Source organism: Rhodoluna sp. (genome assembly GCF_044239955.1).
GTDB lineage: Bacteria > Actinomycetota > Actinomycetes > Actinomycetales > Microbacteriaceae > Rhodoluna.
The window spans coordinates 32,961-54,417 of sequence record NZ_JBIIAL010000001.1; the positions used below are offsets into that span (position 1 = coordinate 32,961).

Consider the following 21,457-nt stretch of genomic DNA (forward strand, 5'->3'; position numbering starts at 1 on the left):
AGCCATGGAACGCCCAAACCAAAAGAAAAAGAACCCAGCAAAATCTTCCAAGCTGGGGCCCGCACTTGCAAGGGCCCCTCGCAGGGTGTTATCGCGTGATCTTGAGAGCTTAATGATTTCTAGGGTGATGTCGGCTCGTCGAGTCAGACGCATCGCAGTGTCTCTGAGCGCTGGATCAATATTGATTCTTGGAATCCTTACTTCGGTTGCCACCTTTTCACCGCTTTTAGCTATCCAGCAAGTCACAGTGGTTGGGACTGAGCGGCTAAGCGCCGATGAAATTTCGAAGGCACTCAGTAGCCAAATCGGAACTCCGCTTCCGTTGCTAAATCAAGACGAAATAGCCCAGTCTTTGGCTGGATTTACATTGATCGAAAGCTTTACTGCTACCGCTGTTCCTCCGAACGAACTTCAGATCAGAGTTTCAGAGCGGCAAGCTCTTTGCATTGTTGAATTTGAAGGAGCCTTGTGGTTGCACGATCCGGCAGGGGTGCGCATTGCCCTGGCCGAGCCAACTGACTTGCTTCCTCGCATTTTGATTGCCGAGCCTCCCACTAGTTCTCAGCGCTTCAGGGATTCGGTTGATGTTTTACTTGCGTTACCCGTTGAACTATTGGCTGAGGTCGAGGTTATTCAAGCGAACACAAAAGACGACGTTCAAATGACCTTGCGCGGAAGCCTCGGGCAACGAATCAGTTGGGGAGATAGCTCGAATGCAGTTTTGAAATCAAAAGTTTTGCAGGCGCTGATCGCCAACAACCAGGGCGCCACTGGTGTGACATTCGATGTTTCGTCACCAAACGCTCCTGTGGTGCGTTTTGACAACTTTTAGACACGCCCCTTGACTTACCGCAATTCAGGGCCCTGTGGGCCTATTTTTTTGGCGCGGTGTATAAAAGCAGTCGCAGTTTAACCCTATACGGGAACTTGAGGGTTTGAGCTGTTCTGGTTTTGACTTCGCGAAACTATGGATTTGAAGGAGCATCATGGGCTTGAACCAGAATTATCTGGCCGTCATCAAGGTTGTTGGAGTCGGTGGCGGCGGCGTTAACGCGCTAAACCGCATGATCGAGTCAGGCCTTCGTGGGGTTGAGTTCGTTGCGATCAACACCGACGCACAAGCCCTTTTGATGAGTGAAGCTCACGTGAAGTTAGACATTGGTCGCGAACTAACTAGAGGACTTGGAGCCGGAGCTGACCCAGAGGTTGGCAAACGGGCTGCAGAAGATCACGAGGATGAGATTGAAGCCGCGTTGCGTGGCGCTGACATGGTTTTCGTCACCGCAGGTGAAGGCGGTGGCACCGGAACCGGTGCTGCACCGATAGTTGCGCGGGTCGCTAAAAGAGTTGGTGCCCTGACCGTTGGTGTCGTCACCAAGCCATTTGGTTTTGAAGGAAAGCGTCGCATGCAGCAAGCTGAGGTTGGCATCGAGGCAATCCGCGCCGAGGTTGACACCTTGATTGTTGTTCCAAACCAGAGACTTCTAGAGATTGCCAACAAGACTGTTTCGGTTGTCGAGGCTTTCAATACGGCAGATGATGTGCTTCGGGCAGGTGTTCAAGGTATTACCGACCTAATCACTACACCTGGACTAATCAACCTTGACTTTGCTGACGTCAAGTCAGTGATGCAAGGTGCTGGTTCTGCTCTGATGGGAATTGGAACCGCTAAGGGTGAAGATCGTGCCGTGCGCGCTGCAGAGATGGCGGTTTCTTCACCGCTTCTTGAATCAAGCATCGACGGGGCCCATGGAGTGCTTCTTCTTGTTCAAGGAGCTTCTGATCTTGGACTCCACGAAATTGATGAAGCCGCCAGATTGGTTCAAGAGGCAGTATCACCAGAGGCCAACATCATCTATGGAACAACCATTGATGACACTCTTGGAGACGAAGTTCGCATCACAGTTATCGCAGCTGGATTCGACGGCGGAGCTCCTAAGCCCAGAAAAATTCCGAGAACGGTTTTTGCCGAAGTTGCAGAAGCGACACCAGTTGTTATTGCTGCGCCTGTGGTTGCGGAGCAGGTATCAGCACAACCATCTTCGTTTTTTGACATTGTGGAACCTGAGCCAACCCCGGCTCCTTCTTTCGCTTCCGAGTTTGAGCCTGTTGATCAGATCGAGATTGATGAGTCACCAGAGCTTCCTCGCAGACCGCAGACAGCAGATGGAACTTTCGGGGACGACCTAGATATTCCAGAATTTCTAAGAGGGTAAGTGAGCGAACTAGCTCAACGATATAACCAAATAGTTGAACGAGTTGCTTCCTCTGCCGCAGCATCTGGAAAGAGTGCAGCAGATATCACTTTGGTTGTGGTCACTAAGAATCACCCACCCCAAGTAGTTCTTGATCTAATCTCTCTTGGTGCCAGGGACTTCGGCGAAAACCGAGATCAGGAAGCCGCGCCAAAAGCCAAAGAGGTTCTGGCCTCATCTGGCGAGGACATGCGCTGGCACTTTGTCGGGCAATTACAGACCAACAAGGTTAGGTCAGTATTGGAGTATGCCGACATAATTCATTCGTTGGATAGAGAGTCGCTGCTGGTTGAGCTTCAGAAGCGAACCATCGATAGAGCCAAGCCACTGGGGGTTTTCATTCAAGTGAATTTGACTGAGGACCCAGCCAGGGGAGGAGTTCGGGTCAACGATCTGGACGATTTCGCAACCAAGGTGTTAGGTTCCCAAGGTCTTCGCCTAGAGGGTCTCATGGGCGTTGGAGGCCTGGATAAGGACCCAGCGGTTGAGTTCGAACGTCTGGCAGGGCTCTCTGCCAAGATCCAGGACTTGGCCCCAGAGGCCAAAGGTCTGTCCATGGGGATGTCCGCGGACTTTGAGGTGGCTATTGGCTACGGCGCGACACACTTGCGCATTGGCTCCGCAATAACGGGCAAGCGGCCCTAGTGGGCATATTCTTGAGATGTACCAATAACAGGAGGAACTAATGGCCGGAATACTAAAGCGCAGCATGGAATTTCTTGGTTTTGCCGAGGAGTCCAATGATTTGCCTACCCGTGCGGAGCCGGTGACAAACACCCAGCGTCCAGCTAGGTTGATCCCTCAAAGATCACGTCGCGGTTCAAGCGACGTTGCAGAGATTTTCACCATCGAGCCCCGTTCCTACGAAGAGGCCCCTATGGTGGCAGCCCACTACCGTATCGGCATCCCGGTGATCGTTAACATGGGTGAGATGAGTGAAGTTGATTCACGCCGCATGCTTGATTTCATGCTGGGCCTGAAAGAAGGACTTGAGGGGCACATGCGTCGGGTTACTTCCAAGGTTTTCTTGTTGACACCCACTCATGTAGCTGTTAATCAGGAAGAGCAAGAAGAGCAAATGAACGAGGTGGACGAGCTACTAGTTCGTCCCTAGCTTCCAAACATGGGCACACTTGCTCTCATTGCCTACTGGGCTCTGGAGATTTACTTCTATGCGCTTGTTGGTCGATTGATTTTGGATCTTCTAATTTCCATCAGGCCAGGATTTAGGCCCAAGGGTCTGCTACTGCCCCTTGCTGAGATTATTTTCACAGTCACTGATCCGCCACTAAGGTTTCTGCGCAGGTTCATAAAGCCAGTTAGTTTCGGGGCATTTTCGCTGGACTTTGCTTGGACCCTGCTGGTTTTTGGCGTTATTGTGCTACGAAATTTGGTTGAAAGCCTCGTCTAGCCCAAGGCCACATCTTGCGTTAGACTTTTTGAGCTACGGCCTACAGGCCAATCGAAAGAGGATATCGCAATGCCCCTAACACCTGAAGATGTTGTCAATAAGAGATTTCAGCCAACCAAGTTCCGTGAAGGCTACGACCAGGACGAAGTTGATGACTTTCTTGACGAAATCGTTGTTGAGCTAAGGCGCGTCCACCAGGAGAACGAAGATCTTCGAAGAAGACTTCTAGCAGCCGACGGGCGCATTGCCGAGCTTCAAAGAAGCGGTGCAGACTTGCCTGGACAGTTGGCATCGGCTCCATCAATCAGCGCTCCAGTTGCAGTTACTCCGTTCCCAGAGGCAGTTTCTGACCCCTCAACACTTGATTCCTCCAACACCAACAATCTGCTACAGCTTGCTCGTAAGCTCCACGATGAGCACGTTCGCGAGGGTATGGTCAAGCGCGATGAGCTTATCGCCGAAGGTCACGCAACCGCTGCCAGAATCGTTCGTGAGGCAGAAGCTCAGCAGCGTTCCGAGCTAAACAGGCTCGAGCAGGAGAAGGCAGTTGTTGAGCACCGTATTCAGGAGCTGAAGAGCTTCGAGCGCGAATACCGAAGCAAGCTCAAAAACTACATCGAATCGCAATTACTTGACCTTGATGCAGCCGGAGTGGCACCCACTCAAGCCCCAGGATATACACCTGGCCTTAGCAACTAGTTTCCTTGATGAGCTCTAGAGCCAAGGTAAGTCGTTGGCTGTATTTGGTTGTTGCGGTAGTTGCAATAACGTTTGATCAACTAACCAAGAACCTTGCTATTGCAACTTTGGAGCTTGGCACCAGTTACCCAGTTCTCGGAGAGGTGCTTTCTTGGCGGCTTTTATATAACGACTCCGCGGCCTTTGGATTGGGTTTTGGATACACCTGGATCCTGGCTGTTATCTCTACAGCTGCGGCGCTGGCAACCATTTGGTATTCCAGAAAACTTAAGTCCATTTCTTGGTCGTTGATGATTGGTGTGTTTCTGGGTGGGGTAGTTGGCAACCTAATTGACAGGTTGATTCGCGAACCAAGTTTTGGAAATGGTCACGTTGTTGATTTCATTCAAGTTCCTTTCAATTTCCCAATTTTTAACTTGGCCGACACTTTTATAGTTTCGATGGCAATTCTCAGCGTCCTGAGGGTGATGCGGGGCGAGAGCCTAGGTGGCATCGAGCCTAGAACCAAATGACTCTTCGATTTGAAATAGATAGCTCACTTGCAGGAGAAAGAGTCGACACTGCACTGGCAAGATTACTTGGAGTTTCCAGATCAGTCGCGGCCGAGCTCTGTGAGCGAGGAGATGCCCAGGTTTCAAAAAAGTTGCTGTCAAAATCCGACCGGGTGAATCTGGGGGATGTCCTAGTTGTGAAGCCACCGGTAGCAGCGGAACCGCTTAGAGTTACCGAAACTCCCGTTGATGAGTTACTTGTCATCTATCAAGATGAGGACATCGTGGTTGTAGATAAGCCCGCAGGGGTGGTGGCTCATCCCACGGTTGGTTTTGATGGGCCAACAGTTGCGGGTGCATTGCTAGCGCGGGGTATACAGCTTTCAACATCTGGAGCACAGGAGCGCCAGGGGATAGTCCAGCGCCTGGATGTTGGAACTAGTGGTTTGATGATGCTTGCCAAATCAGAGCTTGCCTACTCAAGGCTAAAGCAGGCTTTTCGAGACAGGGCAGTTCATAAAATTTATCACGCGATCATCCAAGGACACCCGGATCCAGCGGAGGGAACTTTTGATGCCCCAATAGGTAGACACCCAAAGGCAGAGTTCAAGTTCGCAGTTGTTGAAGGCGGCAAGCCTTCAATTACCCACTACAAAACACTTGAGCTTTTTCCGGCAAGTACTTTGTGTGAAGTGAATTTGGAAACTGGTAGAACCCATCAAATTCGTGTTCACTTCTCTGCTTTCAAGCACCCCCTTCTTGGGGACACCATGTATGGCGCTGACCCCAAGTTGGCCAAGAGTCTTGGCATCACGAGGCAGTGGCTGCACGCGAAGGAATTGGGGTTCACTCATCCGATCACGGGGGATGAGCTTAGTTTGGTTTCTGAGTATCCGGCTGACTTGGCGGCAGTCCTTGAACGCCTGAGGTCATAAATAGCCTTAGGCTAAATTTCATTCACTCAATCACCTAGGCGGGGTTTCGTTGTCGACAAAGGATTCTTTTGTGCACCTTCATGTGCACAGCGAGTATTCCATGCTCGATGGCGCTGCCCGTATCGGACCCCTCACCAAAGCGGCAGCCGAGATGGGTATGCCGGCAATTGCCATTACCGATCACGGTAACAACTTTGGTTCCTTTGACTTTTATCAAACAGCTAAGGCCAATGGCATAAAGCCAATCATTGGCATCGAGGCTTACCTTTCTCCCGGCACATCCAGAACTGATCGCACCAGGGTCAAGTGGGGAACCGGCGGGGAAGACGATGTTTCCGGTGGCGGTGCCTATACGCACTTGACCATGCTGGCGGAAACCACCGAGGGAATGTATAACCTCTTCAAGATGTCATCTAAGGCATACCTGGACGGTTTTTATTTCAAACCCCGCATGGACCGCGAGCTGCTTCAGGAGTATTCAAAGGGAATTATTGCCACCACCGGTTGCGCTTCGGGTGAGGTGCAAACCCTAATCCGACTCGGCCAGTATGACAAAGCGTTAGAAGCAGCAGCTTTTTACCGAGATGTTTTTGGCAAAGACAGCTACTTCGTCGAGATCATGGATCACGGCATCGACATTGAAAGGCGGGCCACCGCCGACTTGCTCAGGCTAGCTAAAGACCTTGGCTTACCTCTGGTGGCCACAAATGATCTTCACTACACCCACGCCGCAGAATCAACAGCTCACGAGGCATTGCTTTGTGTTCAGTCTTCGACAAATTTGCTTGATCCCAATCGTTTCAAGTTTGATGGCGCCGAGTATTACTTGAAATCACCGGCGGAAATGAGGGAGCTTTTTAGAGATCACCCTGATGCCTGCGACAACACTTTATTGATTGCAGAGCGCTGCAATGTTGAGTTCCAAAAGCGCGATCTAATGCCCAAGTTCCCGCTTCCCGAGGGTGAAACCGAGGAAAGCTGGTTTGCCAAAGAAGTAGATCGGGGAATGAAGACTCGCTATGGCCAGAACGTGCCAGAGCTGCAAAAAAACCAAGCCGCTTACGAAGTAAACGTGATCGCCCAAATGGGATTCCCCGGCTATTTCTTGGTGGTAGCTGACTTTATTGCTTGGGCCAGGGCTCAGGGTATTCGAGTCGGCCCAGGACGAGGCTCCGCTGCCGGATCGATTGTTGCTTACGCCCTTGGTATTACTGAGCTTGATCCGATTGTTCACGGTTTGATTTTCGAGCGGTTCTTGAATCCCGAGCGAGTTTCGCCACCAGATATTGATGTCGATTTTGATGATCGCCGCAGGGGAGAAGTTATTCGGTACGTCAGTCAAAAATACGGCGAGGATCGTGTCGCACAGATTGTTACCTTTGGAACCATCAAAGCTAAGCAGGCTCTCAAGGACTCGGCTCGAGTGCTTGGCATGCCCTACGCCGCGGGTGAGAAGCTAACCAAGCTCATGCCAGGCATGGTGCTTGGAAGAGACATATCGTTAGGGGAGCTTGTTGAGAAGCCTCAAGACAAGCAAGCCGAACAAACTTCCAGATACAAGGAGGCTGCAGAGTTTAGAGAGGCCCTCGAGTCAGATCCAGACTCAGCAAAGATATTTGAGCTTGCTAGAGGCCTAGAAAACCTAAAACGACAGTTTGGTGTTCATGCCGCCGGTGTGATCATGTCCGCTGAGCCACTAATTGACGTTATCCCGATCATGCGCCGTGATGATGACGGAGCGGTGATTACCCAATTTGATCAGCCACCTTGTGAAAAACTTGGACTACTAAAGATGGACTTCCTGGGTCTTAGAAACCTCACCGTTTTGGATGATGCTCTGGTAAACATCAAAGTAAATCGCGGGGTGACGGTTGTACTGGAAGATCTTGACCTAAACGCTGACAAAAACACGTTCGATCTTCTTTCGAGAGGTGAAACTCTTGGAGTGTTCCAGCTCGATGGAGCCCAGGTTCGATCGCTTCTTCGAACCCTAAAGCCCACCGAGTTTGAACACATCTCCGCCGTTATTGCTTTGTATCGCCCTGGACCGATGGGTGAGAAATCTCACACAAACTACGCGCTGAGAAAAAACGGACTTCAAAAATCAGAACCGGTTCACCCGGAGCTTGCCGAAACATTGGCTGACATTCTTGATCCAACCTATGGCTTGATCGTTTACCAGGAGCAGGTAATGGCGGTGGCACAAAAAGTTGCGGGCTTTAGTTTGGCTCAAGCTGACCTGCTGCGTCGAGCGATGGGTAAAAAAGACAAGAAGGAACTAGACCGTTCCTATAAGGACTTCAGTGGTGGAATGCTCGCGCAGGGGTATTCCGAAGCGGCAATCGAAACACTCTGGAAGACCCTTCTTCCTTTTGCCGACTATGCGTTCAATAAGGCTCACAGCGCTGGCTACGGTGTCTTGAGTTACTGGACTGCTTATCTCAAGGCAAACTTTCCAGCCGAGTATATGGCCGCTCAGCTTACTTCGGTGGGGGATTCAAAAGATAAACTCGCTATTTACCTGAATGAGTGCCGTCGCATGAACATTCAAGTTTTAGCACCCGATGTCAATCAATCCGTCGAGGCCTTCACGGGAATTGGCGAGAACATCCGTTTCGGTTTGGGAGCAATTCGAAACGTGGGTCATAACGTTGTCGATGGAATCATTCAAGCTCGTAGTGAGAAACCATTCGCATCCTTTAGCGACTTTCTGGCGCGCGTTCCACAGCAGGTTTGCTCCAAGAGAACTATTGAGTCGCTTATTAAGGCAGGGGCTTTTGATTCCCTCGGTCACACCAGAAGGTCACTTTTCGAAATATATGAAGAGGCAGTGGATGCTTCCTCAGTTACCAAGCGCAACGAGTCGGCCGGCCAGGTAGACCTATTTGGTGATCTGTTTGAGGGTGTTGGTTCCTCGGTTACAGTTCCTGATAGGCCTGAGTGGCCAAAGGCTGAAAAGCTCGCTCACGAGCGCGAAATGCTTGGGCTATACGTTTCGGACCACCCGCTTTCTGGAAGAGAAAGTCAATTGGCACAGTTTGCCGAGTTCACTATTGGGGACTTGCTAACGAGTGAAGAAATCAAAGATGGCGAAACAGTGACAATTGCGGGCTTGATTTCTAGCGTTACCCATCGCGTCGCGCGTTCGTCTGGAAATCCGTACGCCAATGTCTCGATCGAAGATTTTGAAGGTGAAGTCAATGTCATGTTTATGGGCAAGACCTACCGAGAGTTCTCAGAGCAGCTTGTAAACGATGAAGTTGTCGTTATCAGGGGCCGTATCAACATGCGGGACGACGGCATAGCAATTTCCGCATTCTCGCTTGAGGCAATTGCCATCGGAGCGCAAGGAGTATCAAGTGGACCACTTCGCTTACAACTTCAAGAGTCAGAGGCAACGAGATCCGTTTTGGAGAATCTCGATTCGACTCTGAAGGCCCACCCTGGCAAGGAAGAAGTTCACCTAACTTTTGTGGATGAGAGCAATCCTCGTAGCTTCAAACTACAGCCAACGGTAAAGATAACGGATGATCTTCTCGGAGAACTAAAAGCCTTACTTGGAACTCAGGGTTTTGTTCAGAGAGATTCTTCTGAAGTCGTGAAGTAAGCACGCTGGTTATAAAGCAAAGCTTTGTCGTTGTCGCCAGTTACTCCTGAAAGTATTTCAATAACGAACACCGCGTTTTGCTCTACAGGGTGAAATTCGCGGACACGACCGAAAAGCACTGCAGTTACGTTTTGAAAAACGGGCAAATCAAACTCTGATCTCTGCCAGTCTGTGTCCAGAAATCTTTTTGTGTTGTCGCTAGCCATTTTCTGAGCTAGGTCAAAATTGTTAACCCCGAGCATGTGTAGAGCGACGTGTTTAGCGGTGGAAATTGCAGGCCAGGACGACGATCCCTGAGAGATGTTGAAGGTCACAAGTGCGGGGTTAGAGCCCAGAGAGGTCATGGATGTGGCAGTGAAACCCACTGGGTTCCCAGCGAGGTCATTCGTAGTAATTACCGCCACTCCTGAGGCGTGGCGCCGGAACGCGGCCTTTAGGGCCTCGCTGGAGTCTTGGTTTATTTTGGGGTCAAGCATCTTCTTCAGGGTAGTAGAGATTTTGGGGTTCAAGAACCTCGGAAATCGTTGATTTTTCAGGCCAGAATTGCGACACGCCGAATATCGGACAAATTTGCAAATATGCCCCTTAAACCACAAGATATAGGGACGGAAGAGCGAAAACTTTCCACATCTAGTGGAAGGTTATCGGGAAATTCGGGGAAAATCCAACAAAAATCAAGATTTTTACGACGGAAAGGCATCAGCTCATGAACTGTCCTTTCTGCCGTAATACAGACTCCAGGGTCACAGATTCCAGAGCTAGCGAGGATGGCACCAGCATCCGTCGTAGGCGCCAGTGCCCAGAGTGTGGCAAGAAGTTCACCACCTCTGAAACCACCTCACTGAGCGTCCTGAAGCGAAGCGGTGTCACTGAGCCATTTAGCAGGGACAAGATCGTGAGCGGCGTTGGCAAGGCTTGCCAGGGCAGACCGGTTTCGGATGCTGACCTAGCAATCTTGGCTCAGCAGGTAGAAGAGACCATTCGTTCCACAGGTGCAGCTCAGGTAGAAGCACACGTGATCGGGCTGGCTATCTTGGAACCTCTAAGACTGCTTGACGAAGTGGCTTTCATGAGATTCGCAAGCGTTTACCAGGGTTGGGAAAGCCTAGAAGACTTCGAAGCGGCAATTAATGTCCTTCGAGCAAGTAACACAGATGTATCAGATTCAGACAAAGAACTAACCAAGTAGCAAACCAACAACCATAAGTATCCAAAACTAGGAAAGGCAACACTCGTGACTGACGCAACCGCATTTAGCTCTACCTCTGGCTCCGTAAGCGGCAAGGGATTAACCATTAACCGTATTTACACAACAGAGGGCGTGCACCCATACGACCAGGTCAACTGGGAGTTCCGAGATGTTGTACAGACCAACTGGAAAAATGGTGAGACCATTTTCGAGCAGCGTGGCGCTGAGTTCCCAGATTTCTGGAGCTTGAATGCTTCCACCATCGTCACAACCAAATACTTCCGTGGAGCCATGGGAACTGAAGAGCGTGAATTCAGCCTGCGTCAGCTGATCAACCGCGTTGTTCTTACCTACACTCAGGCTGGTCGCGACAATGGATACTTCGCAACCGAAGAAGATGCAACTATCTTCGAGCACGAGATGACTTACATGCTTTTGAACCAGGTGTTTGCATTCAACTCACCGGTTTGGTTCAACGTCGGAACCAAGAGCCCACAGCAGGTTTCTGCTTGCTTCATCTTGTCGGTCGATGACTCAATGGAGTCAATCTTGAACTGGTACCGCGAAGAAGGAATGATCTTCAAGGGCGGTTCCGGTGCAGGCCTAAACCTTTCCAGAATTCGGTCATCGAAGGAACTTCTAAAGTCTTCCGGTGGATCCGCTTCTGGTCCAGTTTCTTTCATGCGTGGAGCTGATGCTTCTGCAGGAACCATCAAGTCTGGTGGTGCAACTCGTCGCGCAGCCAAGATGGTTGTTTTGGATGTTGATCACCCGGACATCGTTGAGTTCATTGAGACCAAAGAGCTTGAAGAAGAAAAAATCCGCGTATTGCGTGACGCAGGTTACGACATGGAACTTGGCGGACGCGACATCAATTCCGTTCAGTACCAGAACGCTAACAACTCAGTGCGAGTGAACGCAGAGTTCATGAACGCTGTTGAAAGCGGTGGCAAGTTCGGACTTCGCGCCAGAACTAACGGCGAAGTTATCGAAGAAGTTGACGCCAGAGAGCTTTTCAACAAGATTTCGAAGGCAGCTTGGGCCTGTGCTGACCCTGGCATCCAGTACGACGACATCATCAACGACTGGCACACCACTCCAGAGTCTGGTCGCATTACCGCGTCAAACCCTTGCTCTGAGTACATGCACCTTGACAACTCAAGCTGTAACTTGGCTAGCCTCAACCTACTGAAGTTTCTAAACCCAGACGGTTCATTTGACTCCGCCACTTTCACCAAGGCTTCTGAGCTAATCATCACCGCGATGGACATCTCAATTAGCTTTGCTGATTTCCCAACCGAGGCAATTGGTGAGACCACCCGCGCTTACCGTCAGCTGGGAATTGGTTACGCCAACCTAGGTGCGCTATTGATGGCTATCGGCGTTCCTTACGACAGCAAGGAAGGTTTTGCTCTTGCTGGTGCAATCACGTCTTTGATGACAGCAGCTTCCTACCGTCGCTCAGCAGAGCTTGCTGGGGTAGTTGGTCCATACGATGGCTACGCAAAGAACAAGGCCGGTCACGACCGCATCATGGCAAAGCACGAGGCAGCTAACTCTCTAGTTACATCAGTTAGCGAAATCGACCGCTCTGTTCACGTAGCTGCAACCGAGCAGTGGGCACTAAACACCAAGATCGGTTCACAAAACGGCTGGAGAAATGCCCAGGCCTCCTTGCTGGCCCCAACCGGAACCATCGGTTTCATGATGGATTGTGACACTACCGGTATCGAGCCTGATTTCTCCTTGGTGAAGTACAAGAAGCTATCAACCGGTGGATCGATGCAGATTGTCAACCAGACAATTCCGTTTGCACTGCACCGTCTTGGATACTCTCAGGAGACCATCGAGGCGATTGTTGACCACATTGCACAAAACGGTCACGTCGTAGACGCCCCAGGACTCAAGGTTGAGCACTACCCAATCTTCGATACCGCTATCGGTGTTCGTGCGATTGAGCCAATGGGTCACGTGCGAATGATGGCCGCTGTTCAGCCGTTCCTTTCCGGAGCTATCTCAAAGACAGTAAACATGCCTGAGACAGCAACCATAGAGGAAATTGCTGAGGTCTACTTCCAGGGTTGGAAGTTTGGACTGAAGGCTCTTGCTATCTACCGCGACAACTGCAAGGTAGGTCAGCCGCTATCCGATGGAAAGGCAAAGACCGAGACCAAGACCGAGAAGGCAACCGTTGCAACTGGCATGTCTCACCCGGTTCGCAAGCGTCTTCCAAAGTCACGCCCATCATCAACCACCAGCTTCACCGTTGGTGGCGCTGAGGGTTACCTGACCGCAGGATCCTACCCAGACGGTGGTTTGGGAGAGGTGTTCCTAAAGCTAGGAAAGCAAGGATCAACTCTTGCCGGTGTGATGGATGCATTCTCAATAGCCGTTTCGATTGGTTTGCAGTACGGTGTGCCACTAGAAAGCTACGTCAAGAAATTCACCAACGTTAGCTTCGAGCCAGCTGGCCTAACCGATGACAAGGACATCAGAATGGCTAAGTCGCTGATGGACTACATCTTCCGTCGCCTGGCGCTAGATTACCTGCCATACGAAACCAGATCTGCTATTGGTATTTTCTCCACCGACGAGCGCACAGCGGAACTGGATGCAAACTCCAGCTACGGCACACCAGCGGTTGTAGAAAGCGCAGCTTCTGCAGTTGACGCTGCAGCTGAGTCAGTAGTTTCTATTACTCAGTCGGTAGAGATTACAACCAAGAAGGAAGTTCATTCCTCTGCTGAGTTGTTCGAACTACTGCAGGGTAAAGAATCAGACGCACCACTTTGCTTCAACTGTGGAATCAAGATGAGACCTTCTGGCTCATGCCACGTGTGTGAAGGCTGTGGATCAACTTCTGGTTGCAGCTAGAAAAGAAGTTACAGCCAAAGGGTCAGCGCGAATCGCGTTGGCCCTTTGGTCTATCCCGACGGAAGGTAATCTAAGTAGGTGCTATACAAAGCCCTGTTCAAGCTAGTTTTCTCCAAACTAGATCCCGAACAAGCTCATTACCTTGGAATGTTCGTTATCAAACTCCTTGGCCTTACCGGGCTAGCAAAATTCTCGCAACTCGGAGTAAAGAAACAACCAACTCATGCATTTGGGCTTACCTTCTCTAGTCCATTTGGTATTGCCGCAGGGTTTGATAAAAACGCAATGGCCGTCAAGGAGCTAGGTCAGCTTGGGTTTTCTCATGTTGAAATTGGAACAGTCACCAGACATCCTCAGTCAGGTAACCCCAAGCCAAGGCTATTTCGACTAGTCAAGGACCAAGCTCTAATCAACCGCATGGGATTCAATAACGAAGGAGCGGACCAAGTTGCCAGGCGCCTTGCCAAGCTTCGTGCATCGGGTGCGAAGCTTCCAATCATTGGCGTGAACATCGGAAAAAGCAAGATCACAGAGCTAAATGATGCAGTTTCTGATTACGAATACAGCACCAGGGTGCTAGCTCCGGTTGCTGATTACATTGCCGTAAATGTTTCCTCGCCAAATACGCCAGGGCTTCGTTCGCTACAGGAAATTGATCAACTGGAACCAATTTTGGTCGCGGTAGCTCGAGAGGCACTCAGAAAACCAGTTCTAGTGAAGATTGCTCCTGACTTAGCGGACAGTGCCGTTATAGAAGTGGCGGCCTTGGTTCGAAAGCTTGACCTTGCTGGAGTGATTGCAACCAACACAACAGTTAGCCGCGAGGGCCTAGTGACACAAATTGAGCAAGTTGACTCTTATGGTGCAGGCGGTTTATCAGGGCCGGTGTTGGTAAAGAGGTCTCAAGAGGTTCTAGTTCTTTTGCGCAAAGAGTTGGGCGAGAAGTTCGCGGTGATTTCCGTCGGGGGAGTAGTCACCGGCGAAGACGTTTCAGAGCGCCTACGACTCGGGGCAGATCTAGTCCAGGGCTATACCGGATTTGTTTATCAGGGTCCGTTGTGGGCTAGAAAGATAAACGGTAGCGCACGTTCCTAAACTAGCCTTGCCGGGGGACTCTTAGTTTCTGCTGGGTCAGACACAATCAAGCCAGCAAGGATCTGGTCGACCTGTTTCATGATTTCACTTGGAATTTCCACGCCCACAGCTTTCACGTTGTCTGTGATTTGCTCCGGACGCGATGCGCCAACAATGGCACTAGAAACGTTTGGATTAGCCAGTACCCAGGCGAGGCCAAACTGTGCCATGGTCAAACCCAGAGACTCAGCAAGTGGCTTCAGTTTTTGAATTGCAGTCAGTGCCTCTTCCGTCATGTACTTTTCTATGCCGCCAACCGCTGCTTCGGTGTTGCTTGCTCTTGAGTCCTTGGGTGCGGGGCTTCCTGGTAAGTACTTTCCAGTGAGCACGCCTTGAGCAAGGGGAGACCAAACAATCTGAGTCATTCCGTTTTGCTTAGAAGCTGGAATCACCTCAGACTCGATAACCCGCCACAGCATTGAGTACTGCGGTTGGTTTGAGATCAATTGGAAATTCAGTTCCTTGGCTAGCTTTGCTCCCGCCTTGATCTGCTCTGCATTCCACTCGGAAACGCCGATGTAAAGAGCTTTTCCGGCCCGAACTATATCTGCGAATGCCTGCATTGTTTCTTCTAGGGGAGTTTCGTAATCGAATCGGTGAGCCTGGTAAAGATCCAAGTAGTCAGTTCCGATTCTTGTGAGGGAACCATCAATAGATTCCATGATGTGCTTTCTAGAAAGCCCATGATCGTTTGGCTTCTTGTCAGCTACCGGCCAGTAGACCTTGGAGAAGATTTCTAGTCCTGAACGACGCTCGTTCTTAAGCGCTTGGCCCAGAATGGGCTCTGCTTCGAGATTTGCATAAGCGTCCGCAGTATCAAAGGAAGTAATGCCACTTTCGAGAGCGGCTTTGACAGTTTTGATTGCTTCTTTGTTGTCAACTTGACGGGCGTGGGTGAGCCAGTTTCCGTAAGTGAGCTCACTGACTTTGAATCCACTGTTTCCAAGATAGCGATGCTTCATTTGGAGCCCTTCTGTTAGAGAATCCTTGTTCCGCGCTTAACTTGAGGCTTTGGAAGTCTCATGCCACGCATTTGAATCGAACGCATTGCAGCGTACCAACGCAAACCCTTTTCACTCCTGCCTGGGTACTTTGTCTCAACAACTTTTAGTGCTTTCCTGCCGATGATATAACCATCGATACCGATTAGAACAAACAGTCCCCACATCCCAACGAGAGTTCCAAACTGAATAAATAAATCTTCTGGTCTGATTGAAGTGACGATGATCACTAGAAAAAGCATTGGTAGAACAAGTTCGCCAACTGTGAAGCGCGAATCTACGACATCCCTGGCTAGTCTTCGCTGGGGTCCGCGGTCTCTAATGGTTAGGTAGCGATCTTCACCGTTGGCCAAACCTTCACGTGCCTTAGCCCGTTCTGCGTTCAGAACCTTCTTGGCAGCTCTCTTGGCCTCCGGACTCTTGTTGCCTACGACAGGCTTCTTTCTAAGCAACTCCTGCTGCTTCCGCGCTGGTGTCGGGCGACCTTTTCCGGCCTTTGGGGTCTCGGGTTGCTGCTTAGGTGTCGAAGACATCAATTCTCAATTCTTTGGGTTATACCTTTAAGATTACCCTTATGACAATCACCCCACCGCCGATTAGTGATGCTGACGTACAAGCCGTTCAGAAATTCACCGAGGGCGCCTTTACTGAGGCCCTAGAAAATCTATCTGCTTTGGTTAGTATTCCTGGAATTGCTTGGGAAGCCTTTGACTCGACCGAGCTTGATAGAAGCGCGGAAGCCGTTTCGACCTTGCTTCGCGAAACAGGTGTTTTTGATTCAGTTGAGATTTTGCGATCGGCAACACCGGCTGGAGCAATTGGTGCGCCAGCGGTAGTCGCAACTAGAGCGGCTCGAAACTCTAAGCCAACTATTTTGCTTTACGCTCATCACGATGTTCAGCCCCCTGGAGCCGATGAGCTATGGGAATCTGAACCATTCAAAACTGAGATTCGAGATGGTCGGATGTATGGTCGCGGGGCTGCAGACGACAAAGCAGGAGTTATTTCACACGTCTACGCAGTCAAGGCACTTCGTGAGCTCACGAACAATGATTTTGATCTTGGGCTGGTGGTATTTGTCGAAGGTGAAGAGGAGGCAGGATCACCTTCTTTCGCTAACTTCTTGGTTGAACATAAGGCCAAGCTGGCCTCCGATGTGATTATTGTTGCGGACTCGGGTAACTGGACAACAGAGATTCCAGCCATAACAACCACACTCCGAGGTCTGGTTTCGCTTGAATTTGAGGTCAGGACCTTGGACCACGCGGTCCACAGCGGTATGTACGGAGGGGCTGTCCCAGATGCCATGCTCGCGCTGACGAAGATTTTGGGTTCAATGTGGGACGAGCAAGGCTCAGTCTCCATTTCTGGCCTATTTTCAGAGGATTCTGTCGATTTAGCCTATACAGAGCAGGATTTAAGGGCAGATTCAGGCCTTTGGCCCTCCACTTCAGCCATAGGTGAAGGGGGCATTTTAGGCAGGCTCTGGACCAAGCCTTCGCTTACCCTGATTGGCTTGGACTACCCTTCGGTGGCCATCTCTTCAAACACACTGGTTCCAAGTGTCAGAGCCAAACTGAGCCTTAGAATTGCCCCCGGACAGGTGCCCAGTGAGGCTCTAGAGGCCCTAAAGTCGCACATCTTGGCCAATAATCCTTTGGGTGCCCAAATCGATTTCGGGTCGGTTGAGCTTGGTAAACCCTTCAGCTTGGGGGAGTCCGGTTGGGCCAAGGATCTAGCTTCCAGAGCTTTGAAATCCGCCTACGGATTTGACAGTGTTGACATCGGTATCGGAGGATCCATCCCATTTATTTCTGACCTGGAGGCAGTATTTCCTGGGGTGCAAGTGCTGGTTACAGGGGTGGAGGATCCAGATTCTAGGGCTCATTCGCCAAATGAGAGCCTAGATATCGAAACCCTTCGAAAGGCCATCATTGCTCAGGCCCTGATTCTGCTTGGCGGAAACCAACTTCAGCTCTAATTCCAAGAGCTGGGTTAGACTGTAACAACAAAGAAGCTACTCCAAGGAGATTTCAATGGAACAAACCCTTAGCCACGGCGTAAAGCTAACCGATACCGCCAAAAACAAGGTAAAAAGTCTGATCAGCGCAGAAGGACGAGACGATCTCAGGCTGAGAGTCTCAGTTCAGCCTGGTGGTTGTTCTGGATTGATCTATCAACTTTTCTTTGATGAGGTGCTAGAAGAGACCGATGCAATCGCAAAGTTTGACGATGTTGAGGTTGTTGTGGACAAAATGAGCGTTCCTTATCTTGAAGGCGCTTCCATTGATTTTGAGGACACCATCCAGAAGCAAGGCTTCACGATTGACAACCCAAACGCAGCTGGTTCATGCGCTTGCGGAGATTCTTTCAACTAACAAACCAGTGCCTAAACCTCCAATAACCCAAGTGTTTATTGGTGTTTTGGCGGGGATTCCCAAAACACTGACTTAGACTTAAGTCACAAGCTCTACACAGCCAAAGGACTAGTTTTAATTGAAGAATCGTTCAAAATGGTTAGCCATTCCTGGCGCCACTGGCCTAGTTCTTCTTTTAACGGGCTGTACAGATGATTTTGTTCGCGGATGGCTCCCAGGAGTTCCAGGAGTAACCAATCACACAGACCGAATTGTGGGGTTGTGGACTACCGCTTGGATAATTCTCTGGCTGGTTGGAATTATTGCTTGGGCTCTAATGGGCTGGGCGATAGTGGTTTATCGCCGACGCAAGGGCGAAACAGGGATGCCACCTCAGTTGCGCTACAACAACCCAATTGAAGTGCTTTTTACAGTGATTCCATTAGTACTAGTTATTGGTTTTTTCGCGTTCACTGCTAGAGACATTGCCGCGATCGAGCAACCTACCGAGAACCCTGACGTGGTTATTGAGGTTATCGGCAAGCAGTGGAGCTGGGACTTCAACTATGTTGACGCCAACGTTTATGAATCTGGCATTCAAGCACAGTTTGATGGACAAGAAGGCGTTCCGGAAACACTGCCAGCTTTGTACCTACCGGTTGGAAAGACCGTACAGATAGACCTTTCCTCGAGAGACGTTATTCACTCCTTCTGGGTAATTGATTTCTTGTACAAAAAAGATATGTTCCCTGGAAAGACGAACCACATGTACTTCACACCGCAAGTTGAGGGTACCTACATGGGTAAATGTGCCGAGCTTTGCGGTGAGTATCACTCGATGATGTTGTTCCAAGTGAAAGTTGTTTCCCAAGCTGAGTACGACACTTATCTTTCTAGCCTCGCTGCCAAGGGTCAAACCGGACAGCTTGACTCTTCACTTGATAGAAACCAGAATCTTCCAGGCGACGACCCTGAGATTAGAGATTAGAGGATAGGCAGATGGCAACCCTAACTGACACCAGGCAAAGCGGCGGATACCAGTCGCCTCGGAAAAAATCCAAGGGTGAAATCATTGTCGACTGGATCACCACAACTGATCACAAGAAAATCGGTTATCTCTACCTAATCACTTCTTTTGTTTACTTCCTCATCGGCGGAGTGATGGCTCTCGTTATTCGCGCGCAGTTGACCCTACCTGGGCTTGACATCGTTCAGACTAAAGAGCAGTACAACCAGCTGTTTACAATGCACGGAACCATAATGCTTTTGATGTTTGCAACTCCGCTCTTCGCAGGCTTTGCAAACGTTCTGATGCCTGTTCAAATTGGTGCACCAGATGTTGCCTTTCCGCGCCTGAACGCAATTGCTTTCTGGTTCTTTTTCTTCGGCAGCCTGATAGCGGTTTCTGGATTCTTCACTCCGCAAGGCGCTGCATCATTTGGGTGGTTTGCGTATGCGCCCTTATCGAATACGACTTTCTCACCGGGCATAGGCGGAGACCTGTGGGTCTTTGGTCTAGCTCTCAGCGGTTTTGGAACAATCATGGGTGGAGTCAACTTCATCACCACAATCTTGACCATGCGGGCTCCTGGCATGACGATGTTCCGGATGCCAATCTTCACTTGGAACACACTAGTAACTTCAATTTTGGTAATCATGGCCTTCCCACCTCTTGCAGCTGCATTGTTTGCTCTAGGAGCCGACCGTAGATTCGGCGCTCACATATTTGACCCCGTTAACGGTGGCCCAATGCTCTGGCAGCATTTGTTCTGGTTCTTTGGCCACCCTGAGGTTTACATCATTGCGTTGCCATTTTTTGGAATCGTTTCTGAAATTTTCCCCGTGTTTAGCCGCAAGCCGGTCTTTGGTTACAAGACACTTATTTTTGCCACGATCGCAATTGCCGCTCTGTCTATGACAGTGTGGGCTCACCACATGTACGTTACCGGTTCAGTGTTGCTTCCGTTCTTTGCTTTCACAACCATGTTGATTGCGGTTCCAACGGGTGTGAAGATATTTAACTGGATTGGCACGATGTGGCGAGGGTCAATTACTTTTGAGACCCCGATGCTTTACAGCCTTGGGTTCCTAACCACTTTTATCTTCGGTGGCCTGACCGGGGTTATCTTGGCCTCACCTCCGCTAACCTTCCACCTCTCAGATAGCTACTTTGTGGTTGCACACTTCCACTACGTGGTGTTTGGAACAGTGGTGTTCGCCATGTTCGCAGGATTCTTCTTCTGGTGGCCAAAGTTCACCGGCAAGATGCTGGATGAGCGTCTTGGAAAGATCCAGTTCTGGATTTTGTTCTTTGGTTTCCACATCACCTTCCTCGTGCAGCACTGGCTCGGTGTTATTGGTATGCCAAGACGTTACGCTACTTACCTACCTGAAGATGGCTTTACCTGGATGAACATGGTCTCATCCGGAGGCTCAATACTGCTAGCACTTTCCATGATTCCGTTCTTCTGGAACTTATACGTAACAGCTCGCAGGGCACCGACAGTTACTCTGGATGACCCATGGGGTTATGGAAGAAGCTTGGAGTGGGCAACGTCAAGTCCGTTCCCTCGTCACAACTTCCACTCAATTCCAAGAATCAGGTCTGAGTCACCAGCTTTCGATCTACACCACCCCGATCACGTATCTGCTGAGGCTAAAGCCGCAGCTAGCGAGGACGGGAAACAGCGATGAAGGCCAATGTGAGCATGTGGTTCATAATGACCGTATTTTTTGCTCTGATCACCGCTCTGTATGCAGTTTGGTGGTTTCTAACATACGGAGGCTGGGAACCTATCGGTACCTCAGCTCTTGCAATGCTTACTTTCATGAGCATCTTTATCACCTTTTATCTTTGGAAGACAGATAGAACGCAGGGGTTTGTTCCAGAAGATCGCCCAGATGCGAATATCGAAGATGGGGAGTCTGAGCTTGGCTTCTTCTCGCCCTGGAGCTGGTGGCCAATCTTTGTTGGAGCTGCTTCAGCTCTTGCTTTTGCATCGTTGGCTGTGGGTTGGTGGCTAACCTTTATAGCCGTGCCATTGGCGCTGATTGGTGTTGTTGGTTTTGTTTTTGAACATAACCGCGGACATTTTGCACACTAGTGGCCGCAGATAAGAAAATCTCCTCGGGGGGACCCTGGGAAGAATCAATTGGTTATTCCAGGGCCGTTGTAGCGGGGCCTTACATTCACGTATCTGGTTCGACGGCCACCGTCGATGGTGTGCTGCAGCATGAGGGAGACGCCTATGGACAAGCTAAGGTCGCATTCCAGGTCATCGAGAAGGCTCTTTTGTCCGGAGGGCACAGCCTCCAAGATGTTGTCAGAACCAGAATGTATCTAGCGAAAGCGGAAGACATGGACGCGGTAGGCCGTGTTCACGGAGAGCTCTTTTCAGCAATTAGACCAGCTGCGACAATGCTCGCTGGAATTCAATTCATTAACAAGGCAATGCTGGTTGAGATAGAAGTTGACTCTTACAAACCCTAAAAAAACCCCAGCCT

21 protein-coding genes are annotated in these 21,457 nt (G+C 50.2%); 18 read left to right on the forward strand and 3 right to left on the reverse strand.

Annotated elements, in window-relative coordinates; all coding sequences use genetic code 11:
* Positions 1–4: 4 nt before the first annotated feature.
* From AC9UFE_RS00155 to dnaE, 9 genes are all read left to right on the forward strand, one after another.
* Positions 5–832 (forward strand): FtsQ-type POTRA domain-containing protein, encoded by an 828-nt coding sequence (locus AC9UFE_RS00155; protein ID WP_509544427.1) that lies wholly within the window; start codon positions 5–7, stop codon positions 830–832.
* Positions 833–986: 154 nt separating this feature from the next.
* Entirely contained in the window at positions 987–2,216 is a 1,230-nt protein-coding gene (gene ftsZ / locus AC9UFE_RS00160) for a cell division protein FtsZ (protein ID WP_509544430.1), read from the forward strand.
* Entirely contained in the window at positions 2,217–2,900 is a 684-nt protein-coding gene (locus AC9UFE_RS00165) for a YggS family pyridoxal phosphate-dependent enzyme (protein WP_509544433.1), read from the forward strand.
* 40 nt (positions 2,901–2,940) lie between these two features.
* Positions 2,941–3,369 carry a cell division protein SepF gene (locus AC9UFE_RS00170; RefSeq protein WP_509544435.1) on the forward strand — a complete coding sequence of 143 codons (429 nt, stop codon included), beginning with the start codon at positions 2,941–2,943 and terminating at the stop codon, positions 3,367–3,369.
* 9 nt (positions 3,370–3,378) lie between these two features.
* Positions 3,379–3,666 carry a YggT family protein gene (locus AC9UFE_RS00175; protein ID WP_509544438.1) on the forward strand — a complete coding sequence of 96 codons (288 nt, stop codon included), beginning with the start codon at positions 3,379–3,381 and terminating at the stop codon, positions 3,664–3,666.
* A gap of 69 nt (positions 3,667–3,735) precedes the next feature.
* Positions 3,736–4,365 carry a DivIVA domain-containing protein gene (locus tag AC9UFE_RS00180; protein WP_509544441.1) on the forward strand — a complete coding sequence of 210 codons (630 nt, stop codon included), beginning with the start codon at positions 3,736–3,738 and terminating at the stop codon, positions 4,363–4,365.
* An 8-nt stretch (positions 4,366–4,373) separates the two neighbouring features.
* Positions 4,374–4,877, forward strand: a complete 504-nt coding sequence (lspA, locus tag AC9UFE_RS00185; RefSeq protein ID WP_509544443.1) for a signal peptidase II — start codon at positions 4,374–4,376, stop codon at positions 4,875–4,877.
* Positions 4,874–5,791: an RluA family pseudouridine synthase gene (locus AC9UFE_RS00190; RefSeq protein WP_509544446.1), complete on the forward strand. Its 918-nt coding sequence runs from the start codon at positions 4,874–4,876 to the stop codon at positions 5,789–5,791. The genes lspA and AC9UFE_RS00190 overlap by 4 nt, the downstream gene beginning before the upstream one ends.
* Positions 5,792–5,840: 49 nt before the next feature.
* Positions 5,841–9,398, forward strand: coding sequence for a DNA polymerase III subunit alpha (gene dnaE, locus AC9UFE_RS00195; RefSeq protein ID WP_509544448.1), 3,558 nt, complete (start codon positions 5,841–5,843; stop codon positions 9,396–9,398).
* Here dnaE and AC9UFE_RS00200 read toward each other — a convergent pair.
* Complete coding sequence (locus tag AC9UFE_RS00200; protein WP_509544450.1) at positions 9,368–9,874, reverse strand: flavin reductase family protein; 507 nt, start codon at positions 9,872–9,874, stop codon at positions 9,368–9,370. The two genes, dnaE and AC9UFE_RS00200, sit on opposite strands and share 31 nt — an antisense overlap.
* A gap of 230 nt (positions 9,875–10,104) precedes the next feature.
* Here AC9UFE_RS00200 and nrdR point away from each other — a divergent pair, with 230 nt between their 5' ends.
* The 3 genes from nrdR to AC9UFE_RS00215 all read left to right on the forward strand — a co-directional run bounded on the left by nrdR (position 10,105) and on the right by AC9UFE_RS00215 (position 14,556).
* On the forward strand, positions 10,105–10,587 hold the full coding sequence (nrdR, locus tag AC9UFE_RS00205) for a transcriptional regulator NrdR (protein ID WP_509544452.1): 483 nt from the start codon (positions 10,105–10,107) through the stop codon (positions 10,585–10,587).
* Positions 10,588–10,632: 45 nt separating this feature from the next.
* Complete coding sequence (locus AC9UFE_RS00210; RefSeq protein ID WP_509544455.1) at positions 10,633–13,461, forward strand: vitamin B12-dependent ribonucleotide reductase; 2,829 nt, start codon at positions 10,633–10,635, stop codon at positions 13,459–13,461.
* Between the two features lie 78 nt (positions 13,462–13,539).
* A complete protein-coding gene (locus AC9UFE_RS00215) occupies positions 13,540–14,556 on the forward strand; it encodes a quinone-dependent dihydroorotate dehydrogenase (RefSeq protein WP_509544458.1) in 1,017 nt (338 codons plus the stop codon).
* On the opposite strand, the gene AC9UFE_RS00220 is transcribed toward AC9UFE_RS00215, so the two are convergent.
* The gene (locus AC9UFE_RS00220) at positions 14,553–15,557 is read right to left on the reverse strand and encodes an aldo/keto reductase family protein (RefSeq protein ID WP_509544461.1); all 1,005 of its coding nucleotides are present in this window, start codon (positions 15,555–15,557) and stop codon (positions 14,553–14,555) included. The two genes, AC9UFE_RS00215 and AC9UFE_RS00220, sit on opposite strands and share 4 nt — an antisense overlap.
* A gap of 14 nt (positions 15,558–15,571) precedes the next feature.
* Positions 15,572–16,129 carry a DUF3043 domain-containing protein gene (locus tag AC9UFE_RS00225; protein WP_509544463.1) on the reverse strand — a complete coding sequence of 186 codons (558 nt, stop codon included), beginning with the start codon at positions 16,127–16,129 and terminating at the stop codon, positions 15,572–15,574.
* A 41-nt stretch (positions 16,130–16,170) separates the two neighbouring features.
* Between AC9UFE_RS00225 and AC9UFE_RS00230 the strand changes: the two genes are divergently transcribed.
* The 6 genes from AC9UFE_RS00230 to AC9UFE_RS00255 all read left to right on the forward strand — a co-directional run bounded on the left by AC9UFE_RS00230 (position 16,171) and on the right by AC9UFE_RS00255 (position 21,443).
* A complete protein-coding gene (locus AC9UFE_RS00230) occupies positions 16,171–17,577 on the forward strand; it encodes a M20/M25/M40 family metallo-hydrolase (RefSeq protein WP_509544466.1) in 1,407 nt (468 codons plus the stop codon).
* Between the two features lie 55 nt (positions 17,578–17,632).
* Complete coding sequence (erpA, locus tag AC9UFE_RS00235; protein ID WP_509544469.1) at positions 17,633–17,974, forward strand: iron-sulfur cluster insertion protein ErpA; 342 nt, start codon at positions 17,633–17,635, stop codon at positions 17,972–17,974.
* A 118-nt stretch (positions 17,975–18,092) separates the two neighbouring features.
* Complete coding sequence (gene ctaC / locus AC9UFE_RS00240) at positions 18,093–18,941, forward strand: aa3-type cytochrome oxidase subunit II (protein ID WP_509544472.1); 849 nt, start codon at positions 18,093–18,095, stop codon at positions 18,939–18,941.
* 11 nt (positions 18,942–18,952) lie between these two features.
* Complete coding sequence (gene ctaD / locus AC9UFE_RS00245) at positions 18,953–20,647, forward strand: aa3-type cytochrome oxidase subunit I (RefSeq protein ID WP_509544474.1); 1,695 nt, start codon at positions 18,953–18,955, stop codon at positions 20,645–20,647.
* 14 nt (positions 20,648–20,661) lie between these two features.
* Entirely contained in the window at positions 20,662–21,057 is a 396-nt protein-coding gene (ctaF, locus tag AC9UFE_RS00250) for an aa3-type cytochrome oxidase subunit IV (RefSeq protein WP_509545095.1), read from the forward strand.
* Positions 21,057–21,443: a RidA family protein gene (locus tag AC9UFE_RS00255; protein WP_509544477.1), complete on the forward strand. Its 387-nt coding sequence runs from the start codon at positions 21,057–21,059 to the stop codon at positions 21,441–21,443. The genes ctaF and AC9UFE_RS00255 overlap by 1 nt, the downstream gene beginning before the upstream one ends.
* Positions 21,444–21,457 lie beyond the last annotated feature (14 nt).